This window comes from Duganella sp. CF458 (assembly GCF_900113115.1).
GTDB lineage: Bacteria > Pseudomonadota > Gammaproteobacteria > Burkholderiales > Burkholderiaceae_D > Rugamonas.
The window spans coordinates 73,660-92,380 of sequence record NZ_FOOF01000004.1 but is presented as its reverse complement, the minus strand read 5'-3'; the positions used below and the strand labels follow the sequence as shown (position 1 = coordinate 92,380).

The 18,721-nt window shown below is 62.1% G+C and carries 16 protein-coding genes; 11 read left to right on the top strand and 5 right to left on the bottom strand.

Going from position 1 to position 18,721, the window contains the following annotated elements:
- Positions 1 to 226 precede the first annotated feature (226 nt).
- From BM269_RS07365 to BM269_RS07320, 10 genes are all read left to right on the top strand, one after another.
- Positions 227 to 898: a response regulator transcription factor gene (locus BM269_RS07365; protein ID WP_090436377.1), complete on the top strand. Its 672-nt coding sequence runs from the start codon at positions 227 to 229 to the stop codon at positions 896 to 898.
- Positions 899 to 903: 5 nt separating this feature from the next.
- Positions 904 to 2,244, top strand: coding sequence for a sensor histidine kinase (locus BM269_RS07360; protein WP_090436376.1), 1,341 nt, complete (start codon positions 904 to 906; stop codon positions 2,242 to 2,244).
- Positions 2,245 to 2,341: 97 nt separating this feature from the next.
- Entirely contained in the window at positions 2,342 to 2,800 is a 459-nt protein-coding gene (locus tag BM269_RS07355; RefSeq protein WP_090436375.1) for a type IV pilin protein, read from the top strand.
- Complete coding sequence (locus tag BM269_RS07350; protein WP_090436374.1) at positions 2,794 to 3,390, top strand: GspH/FimT family pseudopilin; 597 nt, start codon at positions 2,794 to 2,796, stop codon at positions 3,388 to 3,390. Before BM269_RS07355 ends, BM269_RS07350 begins: the two co-directional genes overlap by 7 nt.
- A gap of 11 nt (positions 3,391 to 3,401) precedes the next feature.
- Entirely contained in the window at positions 3,402 to 3,791 is a 390-nt protein-coding gene (locus BM269_RS07345; protein WP_090436373.1) for a type IV pilus modification PilV family protein, read from the top strand.
- Between the two features lie 17 nt (positions 3,792 to 3,808).
- Positions 3,809 to 4,915 carry a PilW family protein gene (locus BM269_RS07340; RefSeq protein ID WP_090436372.1) on the top strand — a complete coding sequence of 369 codons (1,107 nt, stop codon included), beginning with the start codon at positions 3,809 to 3,811 and terminating at the stop codon, positions 4,913 to 4,915.
- Positions 4,916 to 4,919: 4 nt separating this feature from the next.
- On the top strand, positions 4,920 to 5,555 hold the full coding sequence (locus tag BM269_RS07335) for a pilus assembly PilX family protein (RefSeq protein ID WP_090436371.1): 636 nt from the start codon (positions 4,920 to 4,922) through the stop codon (positions 5,553 to 5,555).
- A gap of 15 nt (positions 5,556 to 5,570) precedes the next feature.
- Entirely contained in the window at positions 5,571 to 9,203 is a 3,633-nt protein-coding gene (locus BM269_RS07330) for a pilus assembly protein (RefSeq protein WP_090436370.1), read from the top strand.
- Between the two features lie 11 nt (positions 9,204 to 9,214).
- Entirely contained in the window at positions 9,215 to 9,784 is a 570-nt protein-coding gene (locus tag BM269_RS07325; RefSeq protein ID WP_090436369.1) for a hypothetical protein, read from the top strand.
- 56 nt (positions 9,785 to 9,840) lie between these two features.
- Positions 9,841 to 11,472 (top strand): peptide chain release factor 3, encoded by a 1,632-nt coding sequence (locus tag BM269_RS07320; protein ID WP_229204531.1) that lies wholly within the window; start codon positions 9,841 to 9,843, stop codon positions 11,470 to 11,472.
- Positions 11,473 to 11,643: 171 nt separating this feature from the next.
- Here the strand turns inward: BM269_RS07320 and BM269_RS07315 are convergent, their stop codons facing one another.
- From BM269_RS07315 to BM269_RS07300, 4 genes are all read right to left on the bottom strand, one after another.
- Positions 11,644 to 13,533: a putative bifunctional diguanylate cyclase/phosphodiesterase gene (locus BM269_RS07315; protein ID WP_090436368.1), complete on the bottom strand. Its 1,890-nt coding sequence runs from the start codon at positions 13,531 to 13,533 to the stop codon at positions 11,644 to 11,646.
- Entirely contained in the window at positions 13,530 to 14,069 is a 540-nt protein-coding gene (locus BM269_RS07310) for a YfiR family protein (protein WP_090436367.1), read from the bottom strand. Before BM269_RS07310 ends, BM269_RS07315 begins: the two co-directional genes overlap by 4 nt.
- The gene (locus tag BM269_RS07305; protein WP_090436366.1) at positions 14,069 to 16,033 is read right to left on the bottom strand and encodes a TonB-dependent receptor plug domain-containing protein; all 1,965 of its coding nucleotides are present in this window, start codon (positions 16,031 to 16,033) and stop codon (positions 14,069 to 14,071) included. The genes BM269_RS07310 and BM269_RS07305 overlap by 1 nt, the downstream gene beginning before the upstream one ends.
- A 98-nt stretch (positions 16,034 to 16,131) precedes the next feature.
- Positions 16,132 to 17,031, bottom strand: coding sequence for a GlxA family transcriptional regulator (locus tag BM269_RS07300; RefSeq protein WP_170860307.1), 900 nt, complete (start codon positions 17,029 to 17,031; stop codon positions 16,132 to 16,134).
- 117 nt (positions 17,032 to 17,148) lie between these two features.
- Between BM269_RS07300 and BM269_RS07295 the strand changes: the two genes are divergently transcribed.
- Entirely contained in the window at positions 17,149 to 18,087 is a 939-nt protein-coding gene (locus tag BM269_RS07295) for a fatty acid desaturase family protein (RefSeq protein ID WP_090436613.1), read from the top strand.
- Between the two features lie 178 nt (positions 18,088 to 18,265).
- Here BM269_RS07295 and BM269_RS07290 read toward each other — a convergent pair whose 3' ends face one another.
- On the bottom strand, positions 18,266 to 18,721 hold the full coding sequence (locus BM269_RS07290; protein WP_090436364.1) for a hypothetical protein: 456 nt from the start codon (positions 18,719 to 18,721) through the stop codon (positions 18,266 to 18,268).

The window sequence follows — 18,721 nt, the reverse complement described above, 5'->3', positions numbered from 1 at the left end:
GTTACCTCCATCATGTAGGCTGGCAACATGGCAGTTTGTCAGGCTAGTCCTACAACATTGTAATTTTGGCTGGCGCACTGTTGAAAAAATGGGGTCCGTCCCTCTTTTTCGAAAAATGGGGTACGTCCCTCTTTTTCGCGTTGGCGCCGCCATAATGATCCAGGGCAATTGTTGCCATGTGATGAATCGGGGCATAATGCGCGGTAATCAACTCATTCCACACTCCATGCACGTAATCCTGGTAGAAGACGACGCAGTATTGGCCGATGGCGTGGTGCGGGTCTTGTCCGGCCACGGCATGAAGGTGGAGCTGCTGCAAAACGGCACCGAAGCCGATGCCATGCTGCAGCGCCCGGGCCCGGTCGACGTGCTGGTGCTCGATATCGGCTTGCCGGGCCTGGACGGCTTCGAAGTGGTACGCCGCTTGCGCGCGCGCGGCAGCCAGCTGCCGGTGCTGCTGTTGACGGCACGCGATGCGGTGGAAGACCGTGTGCGCGGGCTTGAACTGGGCGCCGATGATTACCTGGTCAAGCCGTTCGCCACGCCGGAACTGGTGGCGCGTTTGCGCGCTTTGGCGCGCCGTCACGCGCCGAGACCCAGCGTGCTGCAAATGGGTTCCCTGGTGCTGGATCTCGGCGCCAAGCGCGCCCGCGTGCGCGACACGGTGATCGATCTCTCCGTGCGCGAATGGGCGGTGCTGGAATACCTGCTGCAGCATAGCGCGCGGGTAGTCAGCAAGCAGCAAATCATCGATGCCATCCTGCCTTGGGGCGAAGACGTGACGCCGAATGCGGTGGAAGTCTATATCTCGCGCATCCGGCAGAAAACGGCGGACGCGGGTATCAGCATCCGCACCATCCGCGGCTTCGGCTATATGCTGGAGGCGGCAAATGGGTAAGCCCGTTGGATAGCATCCGCCTGCGCCTGCTCAAGTGGCTGATCGGCCCGGTTCTCCTGTTGAACCTGGCCGGCGTGGCACTCAGTTATGCGCTGGCATGGATTCCGGCCCAGATCGCATTCGATCAGTCGTTGAGCGATGCGGCGGCCATGCTGGGGGCGCACGTCAGCGAGCGTGAAGGGCGGCTGGTGCTTGACTGGCCTGCGGCGGCCGAGCGCGCCCTGCGCGGAGACAATCTCGATCAGGTGTATTTTTCGGTGCGCGACAGCCACGGCCAGCTGGTTGCGGGCGATGCCGTGTTGCCGATTCTGCCGGCGCGTGCCGGCGCCCCTGTGGCGGATGGGGTGGTGGCGCGGAACCCGGTGCGCCTGGTGGCGCTGCCGGTGGTGTCCGGCCAGCAGCAGGGCATCGTGGTGGTGGCCAAGACTTTGCGCAAGCGCGGCCAAGCCCGCACCGCCATTGTGCGCGCCATGCTGCCGCTGGCGGCGGTATTCACCCTGGCATCGATCGGGCTGGTGTGGTTTTCGGTGACCAACGGCCTGTCGCCGCTGCACCGGGTGCGGGCCGGCATCCAGGCGCGCGGCGCCGAAGACGTGTCGCCGATTCCGGCCGGCGACGTGCCGCTGGAAGTAATGCCGATGGTGCATTCCTTCAATGGCTTGCTGGAACGCGTGCGCGAAGGAGCCCAGGCGCAGCAAGACTTCCTGGCCAATGTGGCGCACCAGTTGCGCACCCCGCTGGCCGGCATGCGCACCCAGATCGAGCTGCTGGCGGCGCAGGAGCGCAGCCCCGCTGCGGCATCGTCGCTGGCCATGATGCAGGCTGCCACCGAACGCATGATCCGCCAGGTCAACCAGTTGCTGGCGCTGGCGCGCGCCGAGCCCGGCCCGCTGCGCAAGACGCGCATGGAGCGCCTGTCGCTCGACCAGTTGCTGGAAGAATCGATCCAGAATTTCGTCGAGCAGGCGCTGCGCAAGGATATCGACCTCGGCTTCGATTTGCGGCCGACCAAGGTGACCGGCGACCGTTTCCTGTTGCGCGACCTGGTCGACAACCTGGTCGATAATGCGATCCGCTATACGCCGGCCAAGGGCAGCGTGACGGTGAGCTGTTTCCCGCACCTGGGCGGCGGCATGCTGACGGTGGAAGATTCCGGTCCCGGCATCCCGCCGGCCAAGCGCAGCGCGGTCTTCCAGCGCTTCCAGCGGCTGGACGAAAAGACCACCGGCAGCGGCATCGGCCTGGCGATCGTGCGCGATATCGCCACCGCCCATGGGGCCAGCGTCGCCATCGATACCCCTACCAGTGGGCAGGGCGCCCTGTTTTCCGTGTATTTCCCCTCCTAAAATTGTTGTTGTCAGGTGTTTGTCAGGTTTTCCTCAGGGAAATGCAAGCTTGCTTGTCTAAACTGGCAACATCTAATACCAGCATTGGAGCTAAAACATGGACCAGCAAAAGGCCGTCTCCTCCCGTCAGGCGGGCGTGACGCTGATTGAACTGATGGTGGCACTGGCAATTGTTGCCATTCTTGCCTCGGTGGCGATCCCAGCTTATACCGATCACGTCAAGACCGGACGGTTGCCGCAGGCCACCAACAACCTGGCAGCCATGCGCGCCAAGCTGGAGCAGTATTTCCAGGACAACCGCACCTATATCGGCGCCTGTGCCGCCGCCTCCAGCGCCGCGCTGCCGGCAGCGGACGACTTTACTTATACCTGTCCGACCCTGACGGCGAACACCTATATCGTCAAGGCGGAGGGCAAGAACGCGGTGGCCGGCTTCACCTTCACCATCGACGAGTCGAACAACAAGAAAACCACGGCAGTGCCAACCGGCTGGGGCACCGCGTCGGAAGGCACGCCGATTACCTGCTGGGTACGCAAAAAGGGTGGCGCATGTTAAGCCGCCGCCAACAGGGCTTGACCCTGATCGAGCTGATGATCGGCATCGTGATCCTGTCAGCGATGCTGGCCATGGCCATCCCGGCATTTTCCAGCTGGATCCGCGATACCCAAAACCGCACTGCAGCGGAATCGATCCTGAACGGCTTGCAGACCGCCCGCGCCGAAGCGGTGCGCCGCAACACGGTGGTGCGCTTCATGCTGACCGATAAGGATGGCCAGGTAAGCTGGACCGTCGGCTGCCCGACCGTGACCGCCACTTGCCCCGCTGAGATCCAGAGCCGTTCGGCGGCCGAGAGCGGCACGCTGGCCAAGGTGACGGTCAGCGCCGACGCGCTGCCGGTACCGGCACCGGCCGGCTATTTCAGCGCCACGATCTCTTCCGCCGGCGAACTGCCGGCCGAGGTCAACTTCGACGCGTTGGGCCGCGTGTTCACCCCGCCGGTCGGTGCAGTGTTCACGCGTGCCGACGTGACCAGCACTGCCAGCGAAGAAGCGCGTCGTTACGTCGTCGTGGTTGGAACCGGCGGCCAGATCCGCATGTGCGACCCGAAAATGGCGTTCGCGACCGATCCACGCGGCTGCAGCTAATGGAGAACAGAATGAAATCGCAACGTACATTGCGCCAGCAGGGCGGCATCGTGCTGGTGGAAGCCCTGGTGGCGATCGTCATCTTCGCCTTTGGCGTGCTGGCCATCGTCGGCTTGCAGTCGGCCTCGGTGCGCCAGGTGAGCGACGCCAAATACCGCATCGACGCGGCCAATGTGGTCAGCCAGTCGCTCGGCGCGCTGTGGGCGGACCGGGCCAACATCCAGGCGCATGCCGTCAAAGACCAGGCGGTTGCCTCGCTGCCGAACGGCAAACTCACCATCGTGGTGCCGGGACCGTGGTCTGCCGCTGCCGGCGTGACGGTCACGGTGACGGTGACTTGGCAACTGCCGGGTGAAAGCAAGGTTCACACACAGACCAGCGTGCAGTTCATCGCTGGTTAGAAGAAGGAATAATCCAAATGCACGATAAGCAAAACGGTTTTGGCCTGGTCGAGATCATGGTGGGCCTGGGCGTCGGCATGCTGGCCATGGTGGTCGTGATGCAGGTGTTCAGCCAGATGGAAGGGCAGAAGCGTACCTCGACCGGCGGCGCCGATGCGCAGAGCAACGGGGCCATCGCCTTGTCGATGATCGAGCGCGACGCCAAGATGGCGGGCTGGGGCATGGCGAACTCGATGTTCTCCGGCTGCAATACAACCTATTCCTACTGCGACGGTGATTTAAGCTGTGGCGGCAAGGAAGGGGCCATTGATGGCTTCTCCCTGGCGTCGGCGGTGATCACCGATGGCGGCGCCAAGCCCGACAGCATCCTGGTGCAATATTTCGCCAACCCGACCGAAGGCTCGTTCCGCTACCCGGCCAACACGGAATTGCGCAGCAATATGCCGCAGCCCTCGTCCGAGCTGAACGTCGGCAATACCTCCGGTTGCCGCGAGGGCGACCTGGTCCTGGTGCAGCAGGCGGGCAATTGCACGCTGATGCAGGCCACCCAGATCCAGGAACAGGCCTTGAAGATCCAGCACAACCCGGGTGGCAGTGGCCACTACAATCCACCGGCCAACTACCAGAACGCCAATAACTGGCCGAAGTACACCAAGCCGGCGCAGCTGTCCTGCTTCTCCGCACCGCCGGCCGGCGCACTGTACCAGCGTGGTTACAGCGTGAATGACCTGCGCCAGCTGCTGCGTTCGGACAATTCGGCCAATCCGGCCGTGGTCAATGAAGTCGTGGCGCCCGAGATCATCGATATGCAGCTGGAGTATGGTGTTTCGCTGCCCGGCCAGCCATCGGTCAGCTCCTGGCAGCCGGCGACCGGTGCCTGGGCCAAGCCGACGCCGGCCCAGTTCCTGCAGGTCAAGGCGCTGCGCGTCGCCCTGGTGGCACGCAGCGTGCAGTACGAAAGGCCGGCAGCCAACCAGGAATGTGTCACGACGTCCGCTACCGCAGTGACCAAGTGGTCGAGCTGGGCAACGTTCAACACCACCAACTATCCGGCCGACTGGAAGTGCTACCGCTACAAAGTGTTCGAGACCATTGTGCCATTGCGCAATGTCATTTGGGGATAAGACGATGAATCACAGCAAACGAGCCGGCGCATTCCGGCATGCATGGGAGCAGGGCGTGATCCTGCCCGTCACCCTGATCGTCCTGGTGGCGATGACGCTGGCAGGCATTGCGCTGCTGCGCTCGGTCGACACTTCTGCCGTTATCGCCGGCAACCTGGCCTTCAAACAAAGCGCCACCGCCAGCGGCGATGCCGGCGTGGAAGCGGCGATCGCCTGGCTGGTCCAGACGGCACCGACCGGCTCGCTGGACCAGGATATGCCGGGCAATGGTTACTACGCCACGCGCCAGGACGCACTCGACCTGACCGGCAACAAGCGCATTCCTGAGCCGACCGCGGACGACGACCTGGACTGGACCGATGGCGGCGCGGTGACCAAGCTGGCCACCGATGGTGCCGGCAACCAGGTGGCGTATGTCATCCACCGCATGTGCGACGGCCCTGGCGCCCTGGATGCGCGCACCTGTTCCACCCAGCAGGTGTTCAAGAAGGGCCAGGACGAAGGTGCGCAGGGCCCGATGGAGGGCTACCGGCCGCCGAGTTTCGATAGCTCCGCAACACGTGCTTTCTACCGTATTACGGCGCGGGTGACCGGGCCGAGGAATACCACCAGCTACGTTCAGGCTGTGGTCTCAATCTAACGCAGGAGAATTCAGATGGACTGGACCAATGTCCCACAGCCAGGCCTGCGTGCCTTGCTTGCATCGCTCGGGCTGAGCCTGGCGATGGCCGTGCAGCCAGTGGCTGCCGCACCAACCGAACTGGCCGATATCCCGCTGGCCAACGCGTCGACTTCCCCGATCTTGCCCAACATCATGTTGGACCTCGACAATTCAGGCAGTATGGCGTGGAGCTATATGCCCGATTATGTGCGCTACACCTCGCTGGGCAACTTCGGCACCATGTGCCGCGGTCCCAACAGCAGCAATACGCTGGTCGTGTGCGAACCGGGTGACGCGCCATTCTTCGCCAGCGCCTTCAACGGCCTGTACTACAACCCGGCGATCCGCTATTCCTGGCCGACCAAGGCGGACGGCAGCCTGCTGCCCGACCATAAAGGCAAGACCGTGTATGGCTCACCGTGGAATGCCGTGGCCAGCGACGGTTATGGCGTGCAGGCGATCGACGAGACCAATGCCGAACAGCCAAGCACCAACCCTTGCAAAGGGGTGGTCTCCGGCGGCAACTGCCCGCGCCTGTCGAAAACCGCTACGGTCAACCTGGTGACAGGCTATCCGGAGCGCGTATGGTGCAAGAGTTCCAACGATGTGCCGCCCAGCGCCAATTGCAAGTCCGAGGTGGTGAACGGCAGCTATTCTTATCCTGACGGCACTTACAAGAACCTGGTGTCGATCGATGGTGCGCCGTTCTACTACAACGTGAGCGTTGAGTGGTGCAAGACCGCGGATAACGCGCCCAACCAGAATTTCGGCAAGGCCGGCACCTGCCAGGCCAAGAAGACCAGCACCTACAAGTACGTGCGCTACTTCAACTGGTCGCGCGTCGACATCAAGCCGACCACGGTGTTCCCGGCCAAGGCATCCGGCCGTACCGATTGCGCCGGCACCAGCTGCAACTATGCCGAGGAAATGTCGAATTTCGCGAACTGGTATGCCTGGTACCGCACCCGTACCCAGATGACCAAGAGCGCGATCGGACAGGCCTTCAAGGACGTGCGCGGCACCCCGGTGTCCACCGATCCCGACGACTCGGCCTATCTGCATGCCCGCATTGGCTTGACCTCGATTAACAACCCGATCGCGCTCAATATCGAGAACTTCGACAAGGCCCAGAAGGAATCGTTCTACAGCGAGCTGTACAGCTTCGATCCGCTGGGCGGCACGCCGCTGCGCAACTCGCTCGATTCGCTGGGCAAGATGTATATGGGCACCAGCACCACGTACAAGGACCCGGTGCAGTATTCCTGCCAGAAGAACTTCACCATCCTGGCGACGGACGGCTATTGGAACGACAACTATAGCGGCGTAGGCGATGCCGACGGCGCGTCGGGCGTAACCCTGCCATCGCGGGATGCCCTGAAGACCTCCAACACGCTGGCCGACGTGGCGTATTACTACTACCACACCGACCTGCGCGCATCGTGCTCGGCGAAAGACGTCTGCACCGATAACGTGGCGGCATCGGGTGCCAACGCGGACGTGGACGACGTGGCCCAGCACCAGCACATGACCACGTTCACTATCGGCCTCGGGGTCGATGGCACGCTGACTTACGATCCGAACTACAAGACCAATACCTCGGGCGACTACTTCAACATCAAGCAAGGCGTCACCAAATGGCCGGCGCCAAGCAGCAACCAGCCCGAAACCATCGACGACCTGTGGCACGCCGCAGTGAACGGCCGCGGCACCTACTTCAGCACCCGCGACCCGGAAGCGCTGGAGGGCGGCTTGCGCCGTGCGCTGCGCAGCATCGACAGCGTGACCGGTAACGGTGCGGCGGCGGCAACCAGCGCGCTGCAGCCTACCGCGGGCGACAACTTCATTTACGTGGCGACCTACCGCACCGTGAAGTGGGACGGCGACGTGGCCGGCTACTCGATCAACCTGTCGACCGGCGAAATCTCGAAGACGCCTTTCTGGCAGGCCGAGCCACTGCTGCGCAACAAGATCGCCGCCACCGGCGATAGCGACACGCGTGTGATCTATACCGCCGACGGCACCAACCGTACCCTGTTCTCCACCGGCAAAGGCGGCCTGACCGCTACCCAGCTTGCCATGTTCGATACCAGCAAGCTGAGCCAGGCCAGCGAATGGTCCAGCACCCAGAAGACCGCCGCCACCGCGGCTTCCCTGGTGAACTACCTGCGCGGCCAGGACCGCAATGAAGACCAGGAACGCGACCTGAAATACGGCGCCTACGAGCGCCTGTACCGCGACCGCGAGAAAGCGCTGGGCGATATCGTTCACGCGCAGCCGATCTATGTGAAAGCGCCGCCGTTCAACTTCGACGACGATGGCTATCTCGATTACAAGGCGGCCAATGCCGACCGCCAGCCAATGCTGTACACCTCGTCCAACGATGGCATGCTGCACGCCTTCGACGGTGAGACCGGCCAGGAGCGCTGGGCCTACGTACCGCCAATGGTCTTGCCAAACATGTGGCGCCTGGCCGACGGCAACTATTCCAGCCAGCATAAATACTACCTGGACGGCCCGCTGGCCATGAGCGATGCCAAGATCAATGGCAGCTGGAAGACTGTCCTGATCGGCGCCATGGGCAAGGGTGGCCGCGGCTACTTTGCGCTGGACGTGACCGACCCGGACGATCCGCGTCCACTGTGGAACTTCACGGCAGATAACAATGCGAAAATGGGTTACAGCTTCGGCACCGCTTTCATCACCAAGATGGCCGATGGGCGCTGGGTGGCAGTGCTGCCATCGGGCTACAACAACGTACCGGAAGGTACGAAGTATGCCGGCGGTGACGGTGGCGGTTATCTCTTCATCCTCGACCTTGCCAACGGCACGCTGCTGAAAACCATTGCCACCGGCGTTGGCACCAGCGCGAATCCAAGCGGCCTGGCGCGCATCAACGTCCGTTCGCCGGACTTCACCACCAATAACACCGCAGTCGGCGCCTACGGCGGCGACCTGACCGGCGTGATGTGGCGATTCGACCTGGAGAAGGGCACTGCCAGCAAGCTGGTGAACTTCCCTGGCAAACCGATCATGGTGGCGCCATCCATCGGCCAGATCCAGGACAAGCTGGCGGTCTTCTTCGGCACCGGCCGTTACCTGGGCCAGAGCGACCTGGACGACGTGGATACCCAGTCCATCTACGGCATCAAGGATGACGGCAGCAGCACCGTGACCGACAATAGCAAGTTGGTGAAGCAAACCGTGACCACCAGCGGCACCACGCGCAACATCAGCAGCAATGCCGTTGAATGGTCCAGCAAAATGGGCTGGTACCTGGACTTGCCAGATGCCGGAGAACGGATCACCCTGTCGCCGCAATTGTTCCTGGGTACGCTGATTTTCGCGTCCACGGTACCATCGGTGTCGGCATGCCAGCCTGGCGGCTATAGCTGGCTGTACCAGCTCGACTACAGGACCGGCGGCAACGTGCAGGTGAATGTGCCGGGCGCGTTGAAGTACACCTCGCCGATCGTCGGTAACAGCGTGGTCAAGCTGCCTAACGGTACCCCGATGATCTATCCGGTCGGTGCATCGACCGGCATGGGCGTCCCGCAGGTGCTGCGCGTCGGTCCGGATGATCCTAATTCGGCCAAGATCCGCGTCCTGTGGCGCGAGATCACCGACTGACAGGACGACTGATGCAGAGCCGTCTGCGGCCCTGGCTGGCGCTGGCAGTTTCAGCGCTGGTGCATGTTGGCCTCGCACTGTTCCTGCTTGGCCAGGCAAGCCGTGTCGCCAGCAACGGCGGTAGCGCGGCGGCACCCGGTCCGGCCATGATGGTGCGCCTGGTCAGTGCAACACGGCCGGCGGCGCTGGACAGTGCGCCGCTGGCCGCTGCCGCGGCGCCCGCCGCTGCCGTGCCGCCGCGTACTGAAGTTGCCGGCGGTGGCGGCGCCGAGACGGTCGAGAAGCATTATTTCGGCGCCAGTGCCATGACCCAGCAGCCGGAAGCGGCAGAGGGCCTGGTGGCTGGCAAGCTGTTGGTGGTGCCGGGCATCACCCCGCAAACCGTAGCGCTGCAGGTCTGGATCAGCGACGAAGGCACCGTGGAACGCGTCGCCCTCGATTCGCCCATGTCAAAAGAAGAAGAACAAATGCTGCTGGCCGCTTTCGCCAGCGTGCGCTTCCAACCGGGACGCATCGGCCGGATTGCCGTGCGCGGCCGCCTGGCCATGCAAATCATGCTGGACGATACCCTCCGGATGTGAGGGCAGTGGTGGTAAAATAGCGGGTTTTCCGTCTGCGCCAACCGCTGGCTGCCATCATGTCTGACGATATCCAAATTCAAACTTCGGGCAAGACCCCCGCGCTGATTGCGCGCGAAGTCGCTCGCCGCCGTACTTTCGGCATCATTTCCCACCCGGATGCGGGTAAAACCACGCTGACCGAGAAGCTGCTGCTGTTCTCGGGCGCGATCCAGATGGCCGGTACCGTCAAGGCGCGCAAGAGCGGCCGCCACGCCACCTCGGACTGGATGGAAATCGAGAAGCAGCGCGGCATTTCCGTGGCTTCCTCGGTGATGCAGTTCGAGTTCCGCGACCACATCATCAACCTGCTCGACACCCCGGGCCACCAGGACTTCTCGGAAGACACCTACCGCGTGCTGACCGCGGTCGACTCCGGCCTGATGGTGATCGACGCCGCCAAGGGTGTGGAAGCGCAGACCATCAAGCTGCTCGACGTCTGCCGCATGCGCAATACGCCGATCGTCACTTTCATGAACAAGCTGGACCGCGAATGTCGCGATCCGCTGGAGCTGCTCGACGAAGTGGAATCGGTGCTGAAGATCCAGTGCGCCCCGGTGACCTGGCCGATCGGCATGGGCAAGAACTTCCGCGGCGTGTACCACCTGATCAACGACGAGATCCTGCTGTTCCGCGCCGGCGAAGAGAGCGTGCAGGCCTTTGAAGTCATCAAGGGCATCGACAACCCGCGCCTGCAGGAGATGTTCCCGCTGGAGATGGACCAGTTGCGCATGGAAGTGGAACTGGTGCACGGCGCCTCGCATCCATTCAGCCTGGAAGACTTCCTGGCTGGTAAGCAGACCCCGGTATTCTTCGGCTCGGCGATCAACAATTTCGGCGTGCGCGAGATCCTGTCCGCGCTGGTCGATTGGGCGCCTGCGCCGGAATCGCGCGATGCGTCGGTACGCACCGTGCAGCCGACCGAAGAGAAGTTCTCCGGCTTCGTGTTCAAGATCCAGGCCAATATGGACCCGGCGCACCGCGACCGTATCGCCTTCCTGCGCGTGTGCTCCGGCCGTTTCGAGCGCGGCATGAAGGTCAAGCACCTGCGCCTGAACCGCGAGGTCAAGGTGTCGTCGGTGGTGACGTTCATGGCGTCTTCGCGCGAGCAGGTGGAAGAGGCTTACGCCGGCGACATCATCGGCCTGCCTAACCACGGCAATATGCAGATCGGCGACTCCTTCTCGGAAGGCGAGATGCTGCAGTTCACCGGCATTCCTTACTTCGCACCGGACTTCTTCCGCCAGGTGCGCATCCGTAACCCGCTGAAGATCAAGCAGCTCCAGAAGGGCTTGCAACAGTTGGGCGAAGAGGGCGCAGTGCAGGTGTTCAAGCCGGTGCAGGGCGGTGAAGTGGTGCTGGGCGCGGTTGGCGTGCTGCAGTTTGAAGTCGTGGCTTCGCGCTTGATGAACGAATACGGCGTGGACGCGGTGTTCGAGGGCACGTCGATCAGCACGGCGCGCTGGGTATCCAGCGACGACAAGAAGGCGCTGGCCGACTTTGAAGCAGCACTGGGTCACAACGTGGCTTATGATGCGGCGGGCAACCTGGCCTACCTGGCAACTTCAGGCGTCAACCTGCGCCTGACCCAGGAACGTTGGCCGAAGCTGACTTTCCACGCAACCCGCGAGCACGCGACCAAGCTGGACTAAAACCGGTAGTTCAGTGTCTGACCCGCAGGGTCAGACACTGGAGATGCGCGGGCCGCAGGTTTGGGTTTTGCGACCTTGATGTTCGTCGAGATTCAAGGCACCAGATCAAACTCGTAACAGCGCCGCAGTCAGTGTCTGACCCTGCGGGTCAGACACTGGTTTACCGGTTTGCTAAGCCGCCCACAAGCGCCTCTCCCGCAGCAGCGCCTCCAGCTTCTCCGCCGGCATCGGCCGCGCAAAGTAATACCCCTGCATCACATCGCACCCCGCATCCGACAGGAACGCCACCTGTTCCTCGGTCTCCACACCCTCCGCCACCACCGTCATATTCAGCGAATGCGCCATTGCAATGATCGCCTTCGCAATTGCAGCACCATCGCCCGGCACCGCATTGACGAAGCTGCGGTCGATCTTGAGCTGGTCGATCGGGAAGCGCTTCAGGTAAGCCATTGAAGAATAACCAGTCCCGAAATCGTCGATCGAGAGATGAATGCCGGCCGCCTGTATCTTGTGCAGCAAGGCGATATTGGCATTCACGTTCTCCATCAACACGCCTTCAGTAATCTCCAGCTCCAGCAAGCGAGGCGGCAGGCCCGTCTCCATCAACAAAGCCTGCACCTCGTACATCAGCTGCGCGTCCTTGGTCTGGCAGGCCGACACGTTCACCGCCACGTGCTCGATGTCCTCCATCAATCCCTCCTTGCGCCAGGCTGCGGCCTGACGGATCGCCATCTGCAGTACCCAGCGCCCCAGGGGCACGATCACGCCGCTTTCCTCCGCCACCGGAATAAACTCCGCCGGGCTCACCATGCCACCCAAGGCCTCGCAATGCCAGCGCACCAGCACCTCCATGCCGATCATGCGCCCGCTGCGCACATCGATCTGCGGCTGGTAATGCAAGGACAGCTCATTGTTCTGCAACGCCTTGCGCAGGTTCGCCTCCAACGCCAGGCGCTTGCTGGCCCGCTGCGCCATCTCCGCATGGAACACCTCATAGGCGTTCTTGCCCTTGTTCTTGGCGTGGTACATCGCGATATCGGCGCAGCGCACGACGGCCGCCGCATCCGGCGCATCCTGCGGATACACGCTGACGCCGATGCTGGCGCTGACAAAGAGCTGGTGGGTTTCCACCATGAAGGGATCGGCCAGCGCGCGCAGGATCTTGCGGGCCACCTGGTCCGGTTCCAATTCATCTTCGGCCGGCTCGACGATCACCACGAATTCGTCGCCGCCGATGCGGCAGATGATGTCCGTGCTGCGAAGCGTCTGTCCGAGCCGTTCGGCCACCTGGCGCAACAGCATGTCGCCAATGTCGTGCCCCAGGGTGTCGTTGACGACCTTGAAGTTATCCAGGTCCAGCAACAGCAGGCTGACGCTGGTCTCCTGCCGGTCGGCGCGCTTGAGCGCATGGGCCAGCCTGTCGTTGAAGGCATTGCGGTTCGGCAGGCAGGTCACCGGATCGATGTGCGCCAGCACGTGCAGGTTCTGCTCCGCCTGCGCCACTGCCGCGCGCATGCGCCGTACCAGCAGCCAGGCCAGCGCAAAGGAACCCAGCGTCGCAAACGCGGTGAACGAGGCAAAGGCCAGCGCGCGGCGGTATAGCGGCAGCAGGGTAGCACGGATCGAAACGCTGCCGATCAGCTTGTGATCGACCGTGATCGGCTCCTGCACCTCGATATAGTCCATGCCGTATTCATGCAGGGGCTCGCCTTGCTCGCTGATCGGCAGTTCCGGCACCGACGCGTTGTTGCGGCGGAATTGCGCCAACGGCGTGCTGCCGAGGATGATGTTTGCGCTCTGCACGCTGGGCGAGGCCGACAGGCCGTTGAGGATTTCCTCCGCGGCACGGGCATCGCTGAAAAGCAGGGCGGCCGTGCTGTTGTTGCCGACGATCCGGGCCTGGACTTGCAGGTCAAGCAGCAAGGTACTGCGCAAAGCCATGAACTGGAACACCACCATCAGCATGCCGGCCAGGCACAGCGCCGTACCCGCCGCAAGCATGGTGGAACGGACTACCTTGCTGCCGATCGGCAGCAGCGCGATGTGGGCGCGCGACTTCATTGCACACTCCTTGCCAGCCGCAGCAGCTTGGAGCTGAGCGTCAGGCGCGCCTGGCGCACCGGCACCAGGTCCACGTCGAAACCCACGCGGCGATTGTCGATACCAAAAGAAATCATGGCGCCGTTGGCGCCGATGATCCTGTCGTCCGCGACCGTCAGCACGCTGCTGGTCGCCAGGTCATGTTTGAGCAGGGCCCAGCGCTCCCGGTCCTGCGCATCCAGCACCAGCAGGTGGCAGGCCGCCAGTTGCGCGCCGCCCGGCGCTGCAGGCAACGTACGGATCGAAACGCGATGCCCGTTGACCTGTTTTTCCTGCAGCCCGCTCAAGGCAGTCAGCAAGGCATTGCCCTGGAAGACGCACAGGCGCAACGGCGCGCTGGCGGGCAGGGTGTCCGCCGGCCACTCGGTGAACAGCGCAAAGTTGTACAGGATCGCCGCCTTCAATTCTCCCTCGTCCGCGCCGCCAGGAAGCTGGGCGCGTGCTTGTCCTGCCGCTATGAGCAGCAGAAGCAGCACGGCGAACAGGTGGCGCATCATCAGTAGGCCGCCTTCAGCTTGAGGTATACGCGGCGGCCATCCTGTTCGATGGAACGCTGCAGCAGGCCGAGCGAAGACGGATCCGCATAGCGCCGGTCGAACACATTCTGTACGCCGATCGAGGCGTCCAGGTGGCGGGTCAGGCCGACGGTAAAGAAGTTGACGTTGGCCAGTACGAAGCCTGCCGTTTCGCCGCCATCGAGCAGCCTGCGCGGGCCAACGTATTGGCCCTCGACGCCGACATGCCAGGCGCCGGCCAGCCGCCCCGTTGCGTTGAACTTGGCAAGCCACCGCGGCGAATTGACCTCGCTGGTCCCGCCGGTGACACGCTGCCGCGAAACGCTGCCACGCAAGCTTGCGCCGTTCTTGAACGAGCGCTCGTATTCGACTTCGATTCCGCGCGCGCGGGCGCGTCCAAGGTTGCGGAAGATAGGCAACCCGAATTCTTCGTCTTCGACTTCTGTCACAAGGCCGGAAGCCGCGTTGGCGTAAGCAGCCAGCGTAAGGCGGGCATTGGCGCCCAATTGCCGCACCATCGATAGCTCATGGCTTCGAATGCGTTCCCGGCCCAGGTTGGGGTTTGCCAGTTGGCCGCCTTGACTATCGATGCCGTAGAACAGTTCATAACTGTTAGGCGTGCGGAACGCGCTGCCGTAGATTGCCTTCACCGTTGTTGCAGGCGAGAGCTCGGCAATCAGTGCCAGGCGCGGATTGAATACGCCGCCAGTGCTGCTCTCGCGGTCGTAGCGCAGGCCGGCGTTCAGCAACAGGCCTGCCGCCAACGTGATCTCATCCTGCACATAAATGCCGAAGCGCTTGCTTTGCGAACGGTCATCCAGGTAACTGACGAATGGTGTCGTATCGAAGTTCTGCTGCACCACATCGTGGTTGTACTGGTAATCCGCTCCGACGACCACCTTGTGCGATTCAACCAGCTGCAGGAACAGATTGACATCCGCACCCCACCATTTGGCGCGGGTCCGGTCCAGGTTGATGGTGCCGAATGGATCCTGGTTGACGAAATGCCCGTCGTACAAGTATTCGGAATGGTAAAACCGCGCCGAAAGCTCGCCATGCAGCGGCAGCATCGCATTGCGGTAACCCACTTCCGCCAGTCGAAGTTCGTCCATCGTCAGCCCGCCGGGAATGTTGAATGGCTGGCCGTAGGAAGCGGTAGGCATGCCTTTGGTACGCTTGCCATCGATCAGGGACAGCGACCATGCGCCGAACTGGCCGCGCGCATAAAAGCGGGAGTACCGCTCCCAATCCAGTCCTTGCGCAGTGCCGCCGAACTCGGGGAAATAGAGGTCGCGACCATCGCTAAGGCCACGGTTTGCGGCCAGCAGCAGTTCGGCGTCGCCGTTGCGCCAGCCATAGCTCGCGCTGGCTGCACGCGTACCTGCCTGCCCAGCTTCCAGTGTGGCGCGCGTACCCTCCAGGTCGGGCGCGCGACGCGTGATCACATTGATCACGCCGAAGAATGCGTTGGTGCCGTAGATCGACGACCCTGGCCCAGGCACGAACTCGATGCGGTCAACCAGTTCAAGGTCGAGCGGGAACTCGGCGCCAAGTTGCGCCTGGTCGAACACCGGATCGTTGATGCGCGTGCCATCGATCTGCAGCAGGAAGCGCGTATTCAGGTCGCCCGGCCGCAAGAAGCCGCGCGCGCCGAGGTAGCTGTAGCTGCGGTCATTGCTGGTGTACAGGCCGCGAATGCTGCGCAACGCGTCGGCGAGCGTACGCCATCCGTAAGCTCGGATATCGGCCGAGGTCAGGACAGTTACGTTCGAAGGAGCTTGCGTCGCTTTTTGGTTAAAGCGCGACGCGCTATACACCTCCAACGACATCAATTGCTCAAGCGGCAAAGTAGTCAAGTCGGCATCTTGCGCGCATGCGTTGGCCGCCGCGAGCAGCAAGACTGCCAGCGGCCTGTAGCGAAGGCCTTGCAGTGCTGTGAATCTCATCCCGATGGTGTGCTTTTTTAGGTGTGTTCACATGGTGGCATTGCCCTGAGGGAATGTACAGCCCGGCAGGTCCGGCCAGCACTATTAAACAACAACCGTTAGCTGTCGATTAATGCACGCCAGGCACTCGGCGCATGGCCTGCCACCTGCTTGAAGGCGCGCCGGAACACGGCCTCGTCGCTGAAACCGGTTTCAATTGCAATGCGCCGCAAGCTGACGTTTGGTTTTGCCAACATGCGCTTGGCTTGCTCGATACGGCATTGAAGAATGTACTGCAGCGGCGTGCGGCCCAGCGCCGCGCTGAATCGCCGCGCCAGGTTGCGCTGGCTCATGGCAATGTGCCGCGCTACGTCGTCCGGTGTGATGCCCGCGCAGCAATGTTGTTCGATATAGCGCTGTGCTGAATGAATGCGGGTGTCACCATGTTCGTGCCCGCTTGCCATGCCGACGTCCGTCAGCTGGCGCGCTGAATTCGCATAGCGGGCGAATTTCAATGCGGCCTTCTCGCCGTGGAATCGCCGCACCAGATGCGCACAGGCGTCGATGGTAGGCGTGATGCTGGCCGCAGTGATCAACCGGTCATCCACGACCAGTGGCGACTGTGGCGACAGGCGAACTGCGGGCCGCGTTGCTGCGATTGCGCGTCGGTCGGCCAGGTTGCAAGTCGCGTCGCGGCCATCGAGCAAACCTGTTTCGGCCAGCAGCAGGACGCCGCTCGCCGACGCGAGGATGCAGCCGCCAGCTTCGTAATGCCTGACGATCCAGCGCAGCAGGGCAGGGCTGGCGGGCACGTCGCCGTAGAAGGATGGCAGCACCAGTACCTGCGCCCGCTGCGCATTCCGCAGGCTGCGCTCCGGCAGCAACGCCGGTCCTGTGAAGGAGCGAACCGGCTGCAAGGTCGGTCCGACCAAGGTCACGTCGAACATTGCCGCAGTCTGCAAATCAGGCTCACGCGCGTTAAGCGTGCCAGCGACAGCGAGCAGTTCACGAATCAGCATGACACCGCCCGCCCAGCAATTGTGGTCGATATAGATATTCGTCTTTATGGCCGAAAAAGTATGTTGCATGGCGGTTAATGTACCATGCGGCGCAAGGTCCAGGGCTAGGATGACCACATGAACATCCTCTCCTACATCGACAAGCAAGAGCTTAGGTCCTTCACCACGGCAGACAACTGGCGTGCTACCAGGGTCGTAATCGTCAATGTGGCGCTGGTCGCCGCCGGATTCGCGCTGCCTGCGCTGTGGCGTCATCCGATCGCCTGGGTACTGGCCAGCGTGCTGCTCGCCGGGCGCGCGCTCGGCTTCGCGATCTTGACGCACGACGCGGCGCACCTGAACTTCTTCACGTCGCGCAAGGTAAACCAGTGGATGGGAAAATGGGTTTTCGGCGCATTGCCGAATGTTCCTTATGCGGCCTATCGGCGCGGGCATTTGGAACATCACCGTACAGCAGGCACTGGCGACGACCCGGATTTGGCGTTCGTCACCAGCTACCCAGCGACCCGCGCCAGCCTGGTCCGGAAGCTATTGCGTGACATCTCGGGCGTGAATGGTGTGAAAGGGATCGTCTACCAGTTCCAACCGACCGATCGCGGCGCACTGTATCCGGTGTTCGTCATGCACGGACTGATCATCGCCGTGCTGTGGACATTGGGCGTGCCAGAGGTGTACGCCTGTTGGTGGCTTGGCCAGTTGTTCGTTTTCCCACTACTTCTGCGCCTGCGCGTGATGGGTGAGCACGGCGGCGTTCCTGACCACATGGACCGCGATCCTCGCCGCAATACGGCTACGACCTTGGCCGGGCCGGTAGCCCGCTTACTGGTCGCCCCCAATTTCGTCAACTATCACGTTGAGCATCATATGGCCGCGACAGTGCCGGGCTACAAACTGCCAGAGCTGCATAAGCTGCTCCGCCAACGCGGCTATTTTGAGGGCACACAATGCCTGGCCGCATCTTATTGGGATGTGATTCGACGCTGCACGGCAGCCAATGGAAACACCGCGGTACGCCGAACTAGCGGCGCCTGCGGCGCTTTGGATAATATGCGCTGACAGTCAGCCCGGTGCTACATGCTCTTGCTTGTAGGAGTTCATCTTAAAGATCTCGGTCTCGTCAACGGCGAGCTCGAAGTTCTCAATCCTCAAAATGGCACTCCTTTCAGGGCGGTCTTAGAGTTGAGCATAGGAGAACGATAGCCCTGGTTGCTCTAACGTCCGTTTTAACGCAAGTTTATTGGCCTGGATCGTTGCCTTGTTCCGGTTCTAGCATGACCATTGCTATCGGACCATCGCCCAGTTCGAATTGACCTGGATCGTTAGCCACCTCTGGATCCACATCGAACTCCAGTGCATCCGAATCTTTAAACTTGATCGTAAGATTTAGGACTTCTTTAAAGGTGTTGGCATCTGTCATGACCATCAGCTTCCCGCTTTGACTGATTGTCGGCGGACTAATTTGCTCTGGAACTTTACCTTTGACCTTCAATGATTTGAATTGAACACCAGCAGGGGTCGGCGCAACTAGCTGATAGCTCAGAATCGTATCCGGTTCAGTCACCTTGATTGATTCAGGCGTAAAAGTTGTATCGTACTTTACCTTTTGAGTTTTTGGGTCGACGGACGGAGTCGCGACGACTTGCACCTGAATAATCGGTGCTGCGACGGATGCGTTTTGGATTTTAGACAT